The organism is Paracoccus aestuarii, from assembly GCF_028553885.1.
Classification (GTDB): domain Bacteria; phylum Pseudomonadota; class Alphaproteobacteria; order Rhodobacterales; family Rhodobacteraceae; genus Paracoccus; species Paracoccus aestuarii.
In genome coordinates this window covers 2,521,737-2,535,749 of record NZ_CP067169.1, presented here as the reverse complement: position 1 = coordinate 2,535,749, position 14,013 = coordinate 2,521,737, and the positions used below count along the sequence as shown (strand labels likewise).

The following is a 14,013-nucleotide window of genomic DNA, read 5'->3' as shown; positions in this document are numbered from 1 at the left end:
CGAAAGGATCCACTTCATGGCACGCGAATATCAGCTTCCGCGTTATCGCAACTTCGGCATCATGGCCCACATCGATGCCGGCAAGACGACGACGACCGAGCGCATCCTTTACTACACCGGCAAGTCGCACAAGATCGGCGAAGTGCATGACGGCGCTGCGACCATGGACTGGATGGAGCAAGAGCAGGAGCGCGGCATCACGATCACGTCTGCCGCGACCACCACGTTCTGGCAGCGCCAGGAGGACCCGACCACCGAAGGGACCTCGGACACGAAATACCGCTTCAACATCATCGACACGCCCGGCCACGTGGACTTCACCATCGAGGTCGAGCGTTCGCTGGCGGTGCTGGACGGCGCGATCTGCCTGCTGGACGCCAATGCCGGCGTCGAGCCCCAGACCGAGACGGTGTGGCGTCAGGCCGACCGCTACAAGGTTCCGCGGATCGTCTTCGTCAACAAGATGGACAAGATCGGCGCGGATTTCTTCAACTGCGTCAAGATGATCAAGGACCGCACCGGTGGCACGCCGCTGCCGATCGCCTTCCCGATCGGGGCCGAGGACAAGCTGGAAGGCATCGTCGACCTGATCAAGATGGAAGAGTGGGTCTGGGCCGGCGAGGATCTGGGTGCATCCTGGGTGCGCCAGCCGATCCGCGACGAGCTGAAGGACCTGGCCGACGAATGGCGCTCGAACCTGGTCGAGATGGCCGTCGAGCAGGACGACGCGGCGATGGAAGCCTATCTGGAGGGCAACGAGCCCGACGAGGAGACCCTGCGCGGCCTGATCCGCAAGGGCACGCTGTCGCTGACCTTCTTCCCGGTCACCGCCGGTTCCGCGTTCAAGAACAAGGGCGTGCAGCCCCTGCTGAACTCGGTCATCGACTTCCTGCCCTCGCCCCTGGACGTGCCGGCCTATATGGGCTTCACCCCGGGCGACGAGACCGAGACGCGCAACATCGAGCGTCGCGCCGATGACAGCCAGCCCTTCTCGGGCCTGGCCTTCAAGATCATGAACGACCCCTTCGTCGGCTCGCTGACCTTCACGCGCATCTATTCGGGCGTGATGAAGAAGGGCGACCAGATGCTGAACGCCACGAAGAACAAGCGTGAGCGCGTCGGCCGCATGATGATGATGCACTCGATCAACCGCGAGGAGATCGAGGAGGCCTTTGCGGGCGACATCATCGCGCTGGCCGGTCTGAAGGACACGACCACGGGCGACACGCTGTGCGATCCCGCCAGCCCCGTCGTTCTGGAAACCATGACCTTCCCCGAGCCGGTGATCGAGATCGCCGTCGAGCCCAAGTCGAAGGCCGACCAGGAGAAGATGGGCCTGGCCCTTCAGCGCCTGTCCGCCGAGGACCCGTCCTTCCGCGTCGAGACCGATCTGGAATCGGGTCAGACGATCATGAAGGGCATGGGCGAACTGCATCTCGACATCCTGGTCGACCGCATGAAGCGCGAGTTCAAGGTCGAGGCCAATATCGGTGCGCCGCAGGTGGCCTATCGCGAGACCATCAGCCAGCCGGCCGAGATCGACTACACGCACAAGAAGCAGACCGGTGGTACCGGCCAGTTCGCGCGCGTGAAGCTGCAGATCACCCCGACCGAGCCGGGCGAGGGTTACTCGTTCGAATCCAAGATCGTCGGCGGCGCGGTGCCCAAGGAATACATCCCGGGCGTCGAAAAGGGCATCAAGTCGGTTATGGACAGCGGTCCGCTGGCAGGCTTCCCGGTGATCGACTTCAAGGTCGCGCTGATGGACGGCGCGTTCCACGACGTCGACTCCTCGGTCCTGGCCTTCGAGATCGCCTCGCGCGCGGCGATGCGTGAAGGCCTGCGCAAGGCCGGCGCCAAGCTGCTGGAACCGATCATGAAGGTCGAGGTCGTCACGCCGGAGGAATATACTGGTTCGATCATCGGCGACCTGACCAGCCGTCGCGGCATGGTCCGCGGCCAGGACAGCCGCGGCAATGCGAACGTCATCGACGCCTTCGTGCCGCTGGCCAACATGTTCGGCTATATCAACAACCTGCGTTCGATGTCCTCGGGCCGGGCGGTGTTCACCATGCTGTTCGACCATTACGAGGCCGTGCCGCAGAACATCTCGGACGAGATCCAGAAGAAATACGCCTGATCCGGCGCGGCGGGGCCAGTCCCCGCCCGCCCTTTTTGCATTGACGAACAAGGAGCCATTCCATGGCAAAGGCAAAGTTTGAACGCAATAAACCGCATGTCAACATCGGCACCATCGGCCATGTCGACCACGGCAAGACGACCCTGACCGCCGCGATCACCAAGTATTTCGGCGAATTCCGCGCCTATGACCAGATCGACGGCGCGCCCGAGGAAAAGGCCCGCGGGATCACGATCTCGACCGCGCATGTGGAATACGAATCCGAGAACCGCCACTATGCCCATGTGGACTGCCCGGGCCACGCCGACTACGTCAAGAACATGATCACCGGTGCCGCCCAGATGGACGGCGCGATCCTGGTCGTGAACGCCGCCGACGGCCCGATGCCGCAGACGCGCGAGCACATCCTGCTGGGCCGCCAGGTCGGCATCCCCTACATGGTCGTCTACCTGAACAAGGTCGACCAGGTGGATGACGAGGAACTGCTGGAACTGGTCGAGATGGAAGTGCGCGAGCTGCTCAGCTCCTACGACTATCCGGGCGACGACATCCCGATCATCAAGGGCTCGGCCCTGGCTGCCATGGAAGGCCGCGACAACGCCATCGGCGAGGATTCGATCCGCGCGCTGATCGCCGCCGTCGACGACTACATCCCGACGCCCGAGCGCGCCGTGGACCAGCCCTTCCTGCTGCCGATCGAGGACGTCTTCTCGATCTCGGGCCGCGGCACCGTGGTCACCGGCCGCATCGAGCGTGGCGCCGTGAACGTGGGCGACGAACTGGAGATCGTGGGCATCCGCGACACCAAGAAGACCACCTGCACGGGCGTGGAAATGTTCCGCAAGCTGCTGGACCGCGGTGAGGCCGGCGACAACGTGGGCGTGCTGCTGCGCGGCATCGACCGTGACGGCGTCGAGCGTGGCCAGGTCCTGGTCAAGCCGAAATCGGTCACCCCGCACACCCAGTTCGAGGCCGAGGCCTATATCCTGACCAAAGAAGAGGGCGGCCGCCACACGCCGTTCTTCGCGAACTACCGCCCGCAGTTCTACTTCCGCACGACGGACGTGACCGGGACCGTCAAGCTGCCCGAGGGCACCGAGATGGTCATGCCCGGCGACAACCTGAAGTTCGAGGTCGAGCTGATCGCGCCCATCGCCATGGAAGAGAAGCTGCGCTTCGCCATCCGCGAAGGCGGCCGCACCGTCGGCGCAGGCGTCGTCTCCAAGATCATCAAGTGATCGCGGGGGCCGCAAGGCCCCTTCGGGACCGCCGCGTGATCCTTCGGGATATCTCGGCAGGGGGGCCGTCCTTCGGGGCGGCCCTTTGCCATTTTCCGTCAATCGGCGCCGCCGGTGACAATCATCCGAACGAATGCGGAACATGGGCTTTCTTTGGGCCGCATCCGTGCTTATGCTGAGAGCCATGAACCAGTTCGACGATTCCGACGATCTTGCGGTGCCGCTGTCGCAGCGGGCCATGGCGGCGCGACCCGCGCCCTATCTGGACGGGCTGAACGCCGCACAGCGCGCGGCGGTCCAGACGCTGGACGGGCCGGTCCTGATGCTGGCCGGGGCAGGCACGGGCAAGACGCGGGCCCTGACCACGCGGATCGCGCATCTGCTGATGCTGGGCCGGGCGCGTCCGGGCCAGCTGCTGGCGGTGACCTTCACCAACAAGGCCGCGCGCGAGATGAAGGACCGCATTACCCGCCTGCTGGGCGACATGGTCGAGGGGATGCCGTGGCTGGGCACCTTCCACAGCATCAGCGTCAAGATCCTGCGCCGTCATGCCGAACTGATCGGAAACGGCACGCTGCATCTGAAGCCCAGCTTCACCATCCTGGACACCGACGACCAGATCCGCCTGCTGAAGCAGTTGATCGCGGCCGAGAACATCGACGAGAAACGCTGGCCCGCGCGCCAGCTGTCGCATCTGATCGACGGCTGGAAGAACCGCTGCCTGACGCCCGCCAATCTGCCGCGGGGCGAGGGCGAGGCCTTCGACGGGCATGGCGGCAAGCTCTATGCCGCCTATCAGGACCGGCTGCTGACGCTGAACGCGGTCGATTTCGGCGACCTGCTGATGCATTGCGTGACGCTGTTCCAAGCGCATCCGGATGTGCTGCGGCAATGGCAGGACCGGTTCCGCTATATCCTGGTGGACGAATATCAGGACACGAACGTCGCGCAATACATGTGGCTGCGGCTGCTGGCGCAGGGGCATCGCAACATCTGCTGCGTGGGCGATGACGACCAGTCGATCTATGGCTGGCGCGGCGCCGAAGTGGGCAACATCCTGCGCTTCGAAAAGGATTTTCCGGGCGCCGAGGTGATCCGGCTGGAACAGAACTATCGCTCGACGCCGCAGATCCTGGGGGCGGCTTCGGGGCTGATCGCGGCCAACCGGGGGCGGCTTGGCAAGACGCTCTGGACCGATGCGGAACCGGGCGATCCGGTGCGCCTGATCGGCCATTGGGACAGCGAGGCCGAGGCGCGCTGGATCGGCGAGGAAATCGAGGCCTTCCAAGGCGGGCACCGCGCGGCCTTGGGCCGGGTCAGCCTGAACGACATCGCCATCCTGGTCCGCGCCAGCCACCAGATGCGCGCCTTCGAGGACCGGTTCATGACCATCGGTCTGCCCTATCGGGTGATCGGGGGCCCGCGATTTTACGAACGGCAGGAGATCCGGGACGCCATGGCCTATTTCCGGCTGATCACCAGCCCGGATGACGACCTGGCCTTCGAGCGGATCGTGAACACCCCCAAGCGCGGCCTGGGCGACAAGGCGCTGCAGACCATCCAGTTGGCCGCCCGCCAGAACGGCACCGGCCTGTTGGAGGGCGCGCGCATCGTGGTCGAGGAAAAACATCTGGGCGGCAAGGGCCTGGCCAATCTGCGCGATTTCGTGGCGTTGATCGGGCGGTCGCATATGGCCGTCCGGGACGGTGCCCCGCATGTCGAACTGGCCGAGCGGGTGCTGGACGAATCCGGCTATACCGCCATGTGGCAGAACGACAAGTCGCCCGACGCGCCGGGGCGGCTGGACAACCTCAAGGAACTGGTCAAGGCGCTGGAGGAGTTCGAGAACCTGCAGGGCTTTCTGGAACATGTCGCCTTGGTCATGGACCGCGACGACGGCGATCAGGCCGAACAGGTCAGCATCATGACCCTGCACGGCGCCAAGGGTCTGGAATTCCCGGTCGTCTTCCTGCCGGGATGGGAGGACGGGTTGTTCCCCAACCAGCGCGCCATGGACGAGCAGGGCACCAAGGGCCTGGAGGAGGAGCGGCGGCTGGCCTATGTCGGCATCACCCGCGCCGAACGTCTGGCCACGATCACCTTCGCCGGCAACCGCCGCATGTATGGGCAATGGCAGTCCAGCCTGCCGTCCCGCTTCATCGACGAACTGCCCGAGGAACATGTCGAGGTGCTGACGCCGCCCGGCCTCTATGGCGGCGGCTATGGGGCGGCGATGGCCTCGGCGGGCAGCACGCGGATGGATGATCGCGTGTCCAAGGCCGATGTCTACAACTCGCCCGGCTGGAAGCGGATGCAGGCGCGGGCGGCGGAACGCGTGGCCCCGGTCCATCGCACCCCGGTGGTGATCGACGCGGCCCCCGCGTCGCGCTTCACCGTGGGCGATCTGGTCAGCCATGCCAAATTCGGCGAGGGGCGGATCATGGGCATCGCCGAGGACACGCTGACCGTCCAGTTCGATGCCGGGTTCAAGAATATCAAGGCCGCCTATGTCCAGCCCGCGGGCGGCGGGGATGACGTGCCCTTCTAGGTCCGGCGCAGACGGCGGGGACCGTGGCCCCTGCGGCGCAGGGCCGCGGCATATTCCGCGTCGATGTCCAGGTCGGGGTGGTCCTTGGACAGGCGCAGCAGGCGGAAATGGATCTGCGCCACGCGCTCGTAGTAATCGAGGAAGGCATAGTTGATCGCCGCCCCCGTGGCCGCGCCCAGCACCGGCACCGCCTGCGCGCCCAGCTTGGTGGTCAGCCGCGTGGCGAAGCTGCCCGCAAAGCGCGTGATCAGCGCCGAGACGGTCTGGCCGTTGGTCAGCAGGCGGTTGGCCAGAAAGGATTTCGCGGCCGCGTCGCCATCCTCGCCCGGCTCGCCGTATTGGAACACGGCCAGGCATTCCAGCCGGATGTCGGGATCCGATGTGTCAAATCCCTGACGCCGCGCCACCTTCTGGATCGCATTGAAGATCACCGTGGTGGATGCGACCAGGTCCGGCACGATCCCCGCCAGCCCGAACCAGCCGCCCGTGGCGCCTGACAGCACCGCTGCCGCCCGGTTGGCGACCAAGGGGGCGTCGCGCACCACGCTGATCCCGTCGCCCCGCGCCGACAGGTCGTAAAGCTGGCGGAAGGCGCTTTCCAGGACCGTCTCCAGCGCCACGGGGGACAGGCCCATCACGGTGGTCGCGGCGCCCTCGGTCAGCCGGCCCACGGCCTCGACCCCGCGCATCAGCAGGCCGCGTCCGGCGGTCTGCTGTGCGGCCAGGCGGTCCAGCTCGGCGCGCAGGGGGGCCATGGGATCGGTCAGTTGGGTCGAGGTCATGGAAAGGCTCCTGTCAGTCGGCCCATTCGGGGTCGGTGGTGAAGGCGATGGTCAGCCAGCGATCGGCGCTTTCGCCGCCCAGCTCGTCGCCGATCTCGTCGCGGATGGCGTCCCATTCCTCCAGCGCGCGGGGCGGCTGGCCTGCGGGGACGATGAAATAAAGTTCGATCTGGCGGCCGCGGCCCACGCGCGCGACATAGGCGCGGTGGTCCAGAAAGCCGTGGCGGTCGCGGGCGCGGCGGGCGACGTCGTCCACATGCGCCTTCATGTCGGCAGGCGTGATCAGCAGGATGTCGGCGAAGGCCTGGCGGATCACCGGGATGGGCAGGGGGATCATCACCAGACAGACCGCCGCCAGGATGGCCGGGTCGATATAGGGCGGCCAATGGTCCAGCGCCGTCCCCTGGATCGCCCAGCCAAAGACGAAGGCCGCCAGCAGCGCGCCGGTCAGCGCCGCCGACATGGTCCAGCCCTTGACGTCCAGCGCCACGAAATTCGACCCGATGGTCTTGTTGGCGCGGTGATTGCGCCAAGCCATCGTCACCGCCACCGCGACGACGATCAGCGCATAGATGATGGCGCGGCCGAAATCCAGCTCGCGCCCGCCCGACATCAGACTGCCCACCGCCATGACCAGCGCATAGATCGCCGCCCCCGTCAGCAGCATCCCGTTCAGCCCCAGCACGATCGGTTCCAGATGCCAGAATCCCATCGTGAAATGCTGGACCAGCCGCGCTTGGCGGCGTTCCGACAGGCTCTGGGTGATCAGCGAGGAGACGAGCAGCGCGACCGAGGTCATCACCGCATCGGTCAGCGAATAGATGCCGTCGAAGACGATCGAGGCCGATCCCGATGCCAGGCCAAAGCCGATCCCCGCCGCCGCCACGACGAAGACCATGGCGATGGATTGTCTCAGAACCTGCTGCTCGGTCATGTGCGGGACCCCTTTCGCGCGGGAAACGCCCGGCCCCGTCAAAGGGTTGCACGCCGGGGGCCCGGTGACGCGACGCGACATCTGGCCCCTGTCGCGGCCCCCGTGCTAACCTTGGGGTCGCGACGACAGAGGGGGGCATCCGTGGCGCTGATCAGGCTGTGGCTGTTCATGCTGGCGGTGCAGCTGGCCTTCTATGTGGCGCTGCGGCTCTATGTCCGGTCGCGCAAGGTCGAACGGCTGGAGAACCGGTGGGATGCCCGGCATCCCGACCAGGCGGGGAACAGCGCCGCGCGGCGGGCGTTCATCGCCAAGTCGATGCGGGGCTTCAACCGGACGCTGCGCGCGCGGCTGACGCTTCTGGTCTTCGTGCTGCCGACGGCGGCGGTGCTGACCATCATCATCCTGGTCAACTGGCGATAGGAGAGGCCATGTATTATCTGCGCGTCGTGATCGGCGTCCTGTTCGGTGTCATGGTGTTCGCGCTGCTGGACTATGTCCTGCCGTCCCAGAACACGGTGCGGATCAGCAACACCTATAACCGGCTGACGACGATCCCGCCCTCGGCCCAGATCTTCTGGGCGTCCGACAGCACCGGCACGGTCGAAAACGCCCAAGGCCAGCGCGATGTGCGCTTCATCGACACGGTGCGCCCGAACGGCCGCGTCTTCGTCTATCGCAACGAGGATACGGGCTGGGTCTGGCCGCCCTATTTCAAGTATGACAGCGCGAACCTGCATGCCGAGGCCACCAATCTGCAATCCTCGGCCCAGAACCCGATCTGGGTCAGCGTCACCGCCTATGGCTGGCGGATGCCGTGGCTGTCCACCTATCCCAACGCCATTTCCATCAACACCGTGGCGGGGCCGGGCGACCGGCCCGTGAACTGGGCCGCGCTGATCGTCTGCGGGGTGCTGCTGGCCCTGCTGGTCCTGATCTGGCGCATGTGGAACCAGTTCCGCCGCCGCAGCCTGACCCGCCTTGACCGGAGGAACCCGTGAGCAATCCCGGCACCGACCTGCGCCCCGACTGGTTCGAGGGCATCCGCATCAACACCCCCGCCGTCGAACGCCGCGCGGCGACCCTGCCCGCGCGGCGCAGCCTGAAGAAGGACCATCAGGCCGCCTGGCTGCTGAATGCCGTGCGCTGCATCGACCTGACCACGCTGGCAGGCGATGACACGCCCGACCGGGTCGCGCGGCTTTGCGCCAAGGCGCGCCAGCCCATCGCCGCCGATCTGCTGGAGGCCGTGGGCGTCACCGGGCTGACCACCGGCGCGGTCTGCGTCTATCCGACGATGGTCGCGCCTGCGAAACGCGCGCTCGGCAACAGCGGCATCCCCGTGGCCAGCGTGGCGACGGGCTTTCCCGCGGGCCTGATGCCCTTGGACCTGCGCCTGGCCGAGATCCGCTATGCCGTCGACCAGGGCGCGGACGAGATCGACATTGTCATCACCCGCGCCCATGTGCTGCAGGGCAACTGGACGGCGCTCTATGACGAATTGCGCGCCATGCGCGAGGCCTGCGGCGCGGCGCGGATGAAGGCGATCCTGGCCACCGGCGATCTGAAATCGCTGGAGAATGTCGCCCGCGCCAGCCATGTGGCGATGCAGGCCGGGTCGGACTGGATCAAGACCTCGACCGGCAAGGAGGGCGTGAACGCCACCCTGCCCGTCAGCCTGGTCATGGTCCGCACGATCCGCGACTTCCACGCCCGGACCGGCATCAAGGTGGGCTTCAAGCCTGCGGGCGGCCTGCGCACCGCCAAGGACGCGATCAGCTGGCAGGTGCTGATGGCCGAGGAACTGGGCCGCGACTGGCTGGCCCCGGACCTGTTCCGCATCGGCGCCTCCAGCCTGCTGGGCGATATCGAACGCCAGATCAGCCACCATGTGACGGGCCGCTATGCGGCCGCCCACCGCCAAGCGATTGCCTGAGGATCCGATGACCAGAGTGAGCGAGATCATGCAGACGATGGAATACGGCCCCTCGGTCGAGGACAGCGCCGCCGCGCGCGACTGGCTGGCCGCGCGGGGGACGTTCGGCCATTTCATCGACGGGGATTTCACCGATCCCGCCGAGACCTTCGAGACCCGCGACCCCGCTACCGGCGATCTGCTGGCCCATGTGGCCCAAGGCGGCCCCGATGACGTGGCCGCCGCCGTCGCCGCCGCCCGCCGCGCGCAGCCGGGCTGGGCCGCGCTGACCGGCCATGCGCGGGCGCGGTTCCTCTATGCGCTGGCGCGGCATGTGCAGAAACGCGAACGCTTCCTGTCGGTCCTGGAGACGCTGGACAACGGCAAGCCCATCCGCGAGGCGCGCGACATCGACGTGCCGCTGGTCGCGCGGCATTTCTACCACCATGCAGGCTGGGCCGAGCTGCGGGATGCGCAGTTCCCGGGCCATGCGCCCTTGGGCGTCTGCGGCCAGATCATCCCGTGGAATTTTCCGCTGCTGATGCTGGCCTGGAAGATCGCGCCGGCGCTGGCCGCGGGCAACACAGTCGTTCTGAAGCCCGCCGAATACACCCCGCTGACCGCCCTGGCCTTCGCCGAGATCTGCCGCGAGATCGGCCTGCCCAAGGGCGTCGTGAACATCGTGACCGGCGACGGCGCGACGGGTGCGGCACTGGTCGCGGCCGAGGTCGACAAGATCGCCTTCACCGGATCGACCGAGGTCGGGCGCGGCATCGCCACCGCCCTGGCCGGGACGGGGCGCAAGCTGACGCTGGAGCTGGGCGGCAAATCGCCCTTCGTCGTCATGGAGGATGCCGATCTGGACGCCGCCGTCGAGGGCGTGGTGGACGGCATCTGGTTCAACCAGGGCCAGGTCTGCTGCGCGGGATCGCGCATCCTGGTCGCCGAATCCGTGGCGGAGCGGTTCGAGGCACTGATGCGCGCCCGGATGGCGCGTCTGCGCGTCGGCCCGCCCTTGGACAAGTCCACCGATATCGGCGCCATCGTCGATCCGGTCCAGAAGGACCGCATCCTGTCCATCTGCCGCGCCGCGACCGATGCCGGGGCCGAACTGGTGGGCGGCGAGGCGCAGGAGGGATGCTTCATCGCGCCCGGTTACCTGCGCGACATCGCCCCCGCCAATCCGGGCATGGAGCAGGAGATCTTCGGCCCCATCGCGACGCTGTCCACCTTCCGCACCGCCGATGAGGCGGTCGAGCTGGCCAACAACACCCGCTACGGGCTGGCGGCCTCGGTCTGGTCGGAAAGCGCGACGGTGGCCACGGATCTGGCCGCGCGGATCAAGGCCGGGGTGGTCTGGATCAATGCCGCGAACCTGTTCGATGCGGCCGCACCCTTCGGGGGCTGTCGCGAAAGCGGCTATGGCCGCGAAGGCGGTGCGGCGGGGATGCTGGACTATCTGGCGGCCCCCGCGGTCGAGGCAGCCCCCGAGACCGCGCCCACCCGCCCCGATGCCGTGACCGGGGCCGAGGCGCCCGGGTCCGGCGGGATCGACCGGACGGCCAAGCTCTATTACGGCGGGGCGCAGAAGCGGCCCGATGGTGGCGCGATGTATGCGGTGCCGGGCGGGCTGGCCCCCTTGGGCGGCCGCAAGGACATCCGGAACGCCGTCGAGGCCGCGACCAAGGCCGGGAAATGGGCCGCGATGGGCGGGCATGCGCGCGCGCAGGTCCTCTATTACATCGCCGAGAACCTGGCTGTGCGCGCGGATGAATTCGCCGCGCGCAGCGGCCGGGCCGAGGTCGATGCGGCCATCGCCCGGGCCTTTCACTATGCGGCCTGGGCCGACAAGCTGGACGGCAGGACGGTCGCGGCCAAGCCCGGCCATCTGGTTACCGTGATCCCCGAGCCCTACGGCGTCATCGGCATCGCCTGTCCGAATGCCCAGCCCTTGGCGGGTTTCCTGTCGCTGGTCCTGCCGGCGATCGCGATGGGCAATGCGGTGGTGGCCATCCCGGCGCAGGACGATCCGCTGGCGGTGACGGACCTCTATCAGGTCTTCGACACCTCGGACCTGCCGGGGGGCGTCGTAAATATCGTCACGGGGGCGCGGGCGGATCTGGCCCCAACCTTGGCCGCGCATGAGGTTGTCGCGGCCTATTGGCATGGCGGGGGGGCGGATGACCTGGCCGTGGTGGACCGGGCGGCTTCGGGCAACCTGAAGCCTGTCTGGGCGGTGCCGTCCCGCGACTGGACCGGGCCGGATGCGCAGGGCGAGGTCTTCCTGCACCGGGCTGTGCGGTCGAAGACGATCTGGCTGCCCTATGGCGCGCTGCCTGCCGGCAGCGGGTCGGCGGCCTATTGAACGGGGAAGGGGGGCCTTCGGCCCCCCTCTTGGCCTGCGGCCAATTCACCCCCCGAGGGTATTTGCGCAACGGAGAGGCGGCCGGGGCGGTCTAGCGGCCCCGGATGCGGGGATCCATCGCGTCGCGCAGACCGTCGCCGATATAGTTCACGCAGAGCACGGTCAGCGAGATCATCAGCCCCGGAAAGATCACCCGCCAGGGATAGAGCTGCATCTGGTCGACCGCGTCGAACAGGAGCCGCCCCCAGGTCGGGAAGTCGGGCGGAAAGCCCAGGCCCAGAAAGGACAGCGCGCTTTCGGTGATGATCGCGGTGGCGATGCCCAAGGTGGCCGCGACCATGATCGGCGACAGCACGTTGGGCAGGATGTGGCGCGTGATCATCCGGTGCGATGGCGTCCCGATGGAGCGGGCGGCCAGGATGAATTCGCGTTCCTTGAGGCCCAGCACCTCGCCCCGGACGATGCGGGCGGCCTGCATCCAGCTGGTCGCGCCGATGGCCGTCACGATCAGCAGGAACACCCCGAAGGCGGAGCCGAAGTTCTGGGACAGCGGCTCGCGGAAGAGCGTCACCATCAGCAGAAGCAGCGGCAGCAGGGGCAGGGCCAGGAACAGTTCGGTCATGCGCATCAGGGGCGCGTCCAGCCGGCGGAAGAAGCCCGACAGCACGCCGATCAGGCTGCCCAGCAGGATCGCGATGATCATCGCCGTCAGTCCCACCGCGATCGAGACCTGGCCCCCCGCCATCAGCCGCGCCAGAAGGTCCCGGCCCAGCTGGTCCGTGCCCAGGGGATGGGCCAGCGAAAAGCCCGAATTGCGCGCCCGGATGTCCACATAGGTCGGGTCGATCCGCCAGATCAGCGGCCCGATCGACACGAAGAGGATGATCGACACGAAGATCACCAGCGCCACCATCGCCCCGCGATGGCTGCGGAACTGGCGCCAGACGTCGGACCATTGGCTGCGGGTCTCGACCTGGGCCGGGGAGGGGCCACGGGGGGCTGGCGGCCTCGGGGACGGCGGCGTTGCCCGCGCTTGCGCGCAGGGCGTCTGCATTGGGATCAGTCATAGCGAATCCTCGGGTCCAGCACCCCGTAGAGGATGTCTGCGATCAGGGTGAAGGTGACGATCAGGATGGCGAAGATGAAGGTCAGCGTCAGCACCATCGGGATGTCATTGGCATAGATGGACGAGATCAGCAGCTGCCCCAGCCCGTTCACGCGGAACACCTGTTCGGTGATGATCGCGCCGCCGAAGACCGCGGGCAGGCCAAGCGCGATGACCGTCACCACCGGGATCAGGCTGTTTCTCAGCGCGTGTTTCAGCACCACCTTGCGTTCCGACAGGCCCTTGGCGCGGGCGGTGCGGATATAGTCCTGGCCCAGATTGTCCAGCATCGAGGACCGCATGAAGCGGCTGATCTGCGCCGCGTTGTAGAGCGCCAGCACCGTGACCGGCATCACCATCTGTCGGGCCTGCGCCAGAAAGCTGTCCCAGTCCCGCACGACCAGCGTCGTGTCATAGACCGAGGGGAACCATTGCAGGTTTACCGCGAAGACGATGATGAGCACGACCCCGGTGAAGAAGGTCGGCATCGAGAAGCCGATCATCGAGATGAACGTCCCGATCTGATCGAACAGGCTGTATTGCCGATAGGCCGACAGGATGCCGATGGGCACCGCGATCAGGATGCCCACCACATAGGACATGCCCACGACGGTCAGGGTCTGGGGCAGGCGCTGCGCGATCACGTCGAAGACCGGGCTGCGCGACTGAAAGCTGATGATGCGCTGCATCCCCTCGCTAAAGCTGGTGCCGAACCAGCGGTCGGTCCAGTGAAGCGGCTCGACCCAGAAGAACTGCTTCAGCCACAGCAGGTAGCGCACGAACCACGGCTCGCCCAGGCCCAGGGCCGCGCGCATGCGTTCGCGCACCTCGGGCGGGACGGTCAGCGGCACGTCGCCCAAGGGATCGCCCGGCGACGCCTCCAGAAGCAGGAAGATCACCAGAGAGATGAACAGCAATGTCGGTATCGCCAGCAGCAGCCGGCGGATCGTGAAATTCAGCATGGGCCCCTTGTCCGTCTGTCGCAGCGC

General features: G+C 67.0%; 11 protein-coding genes. 7 read left to right on the top strand and 4 right to left on the bottom strand.

Annotation, left to right across the window (positions count from 1 at the left end; all coding sequences use genetic code 11):
• Positions 1–16 precede the first annotated feature (16 nt).
• From fusA to JHW48_RS12865, 3 genes are all read left to right on the top strand, one after another.
• A complete protein-coding gene (gene fusA / locus JHW48_RS12875) occupies positions 17–2,140 on the top strand; it encodes an elongation factor G (RefSeq protein WP_119886847.1) in 2,124 nt (707 codons plus the stop codon).
• 62 nt (positions 2,141–2,202) lie between these two features.
• The gene (gene tuf / locus JHW48_RS12870; RefSeq protein WP_272835618.1) at positions 2,203–3,378 is read left to right on the top strand and encodes an elongation factor Tu; all 1,176 of its coding nucleotides are present in this window, start codon (positions 2,203–2,205) and stop codon (positions 3,376–3,378) included.
• Positions 3,379–3,562: 184 nt separating this feature from the next.
• Positions 3,563–5,926, top strand: a complete 2,364-nt coding sequence (locus tag JHW48_RS12865) for an ATP-dependent helicase (protein WP_119887504.1) — start codon at positions 3,563–3,565, stop codon at positions 5,924–5,926.
• On the opposite strand, the gene JHW48_RS12860 is transcribed toward JHW48_RS12865, so the two are convergent.
• Positions 5,923–6,708 (bottom strand): EcsC family protein, encoded by a 786-nt coding sequence (locus JHW48_RS12860; protein ID WP_119887503.1) that lies wholly within the window; start codon positions 6,706–6,708, stop codon positions 5,923–5,925. The genes JHW48_RS12865 and JHW48_RS12860 overlap by 4 nt on opposite strands.
• Before the next feature lie 13 nt (positions 6,709–6,721).
• Complete coding sequence (locus JHW48_RS12855) at positions 6,722–7,642, bottom strand: cation diffusion facilitator family transporter (RefSeq protein ID WP_119887502.1); 921 nt, start codon at positions 7,640–7,642, stop codon at positions 6,722–6,724.
• A 141-nt stretch (positions 7,643–7,783) separates the two neighbouring features.
• Between JHW48_RS12855 and JHW48_RS12850 the strand changes: the two genes are divergently transcribed.
• From JHW48_RS12850 to JHW48_RS12835, 4 genes are read left to right on the top strand one after another with little or no spacing between them, the layout of a single operon-like run.
• Positions 7,784–8,062: a hypothetical protein gene (locus JHW48_RS12850; protein ID WP_119887501.1), complete on the top strand. Its 279-nt coding sequence runs from the start codon at positions 7,784–7,786 to the stop codon at positions 8,060–8,062.
• An 8-nt stretch (positions 8,063–8,070) separates the two neighbouring features.
• Positions 8,071–8,640, top strand: coding sequence for a DUF1523 family protein (locus JHW48_RS12845; RefSeq protein WP_119887500.1), 570 nt, complete (start codon positions 8,071–8,073; stop codon positions 8,638–8,640).
• Entirely contained in the window at positions 8,637–9,575 is a 939-nt protein-coding gene (gene deoC, locus JHW48_RS12840) for a deoxyribose-phosphate aldolase (RefSeq protein WP_119887499.1), read from the top strand. The genes JHW48_RS12845 and deoC overlap by 4 nt, the downstream gene beginning before the upstream one ends.
• Positions 9,576–9,582: 7 nt before the next feature.
• A complete protein-coding gene (locus tag JHW48_RS12835) occupies positions 9,583–11,919 on the top strand; it encodes an aldehyde dehydrogenase family protein (protein ID WP_119887506.1) in 2,337 nt (778 codons plus the stop codon).
• Positions 11,920–12,010: 91 nt separating this feature from the next.
• On the opposite strand, the gene JHW48_RS12830 is transcribed toward JHW48_RS12835, so the two are convergent.
• Both JHW48_RS12830 and JHW48_RS12825 read right to left on the bottom strand, forming a co-directional pair.
• Positions 12,011–12,973, bottom strand: coding sequence for an ABC transporter permease (locus JHW48_RS12830; protein WP_419182388.1), 963 nt, complete (start codon positions 12,971–12,973; stop codon positions 12,011–12,013).
• Between the two features lie 5 nt (positions 12,974–12,978).
• Positions 12,979–13,986, bottom strand: coding sequence for an ABC transporter permease (locus JHW48_RS12825; RefSeq protein ID WP_119887533.1), 1,008 nt, complete (start codon positions 13,984–13,986; stop codon positions 12,979–12,981).
• Positions 13,987–14,013 lie beyond the last annotated feature (27 nt).

What these genes read in the sequence shown, in the direction of transcription:
- fusA (WP_119886847.1), top strand. Translation starts at nt 17, where the DNA reads ATGGCACGCGAATATCAGCTTCCGCGTTATCGCAACTTCGGCATCATG.
- tuf (WP_272835618.1), top strand. Translation starts at nt 2,203, where the DNA reads ATGGCAAAGGCAAAGTTTGAACGCAATAAACCGCATGTCAACATCGGC.
- JHW48_RS12865 (WP_119887504.1), top strand. Translation starts at nt 3,563, where the DNA reads ATGAACCAGTTCGACGATTCCGACGATCTTGCGGTGCCGCTGTCGCAG.
- JHW48_RS12860 (WP_119887503.1), bottom strand. Translation starts at nt 6,708, where the DNA reads ATGACCTCGACCCAACTGACCGATCCCATGGCCCCCCTGCGCGCCGAG.
- JHW48_RS12855 (WP_119887502.1), bottom strand. Translation starts at nt 7,642, where the DNA reads ATGACCGAGCAGCAGGTTCTGAGACAATCCATCGCCATGGTCTTCGTC.
- JHW48_RS12845 (WP_119887500.1), top strand. Translation starts at nt 8,071, where the DNA reads ATGTATTATCTGCGCGTCGTGATCGGCGTCCTGTTCGGTGTCATGGTG.
- JHW48_RS12835 (WP_119887506.1), top strand. Translation starts at nt 9,583, where the DNA reads ATGACCAGAGTGAGCGAGATCATGCAGACGATGGAATACGGCCCCTCG.
- JHW48_RS12830 (WP_419182388.1), bottom strand. Translation starts at nt 12,973, where the DNA reads ATGCAGACGCCCTGCGCGCAAGCGCGGGCAACGCCGCCGTCCCCGAGG.
- JHW48_RS12825 (WP_119887533.1), bottom strand. Translation starts at nt 13,986, where the DNA reads ATGCTGAATTTCACGATCCGCCGGCTGCTGCTGGCGATACCGACATTG.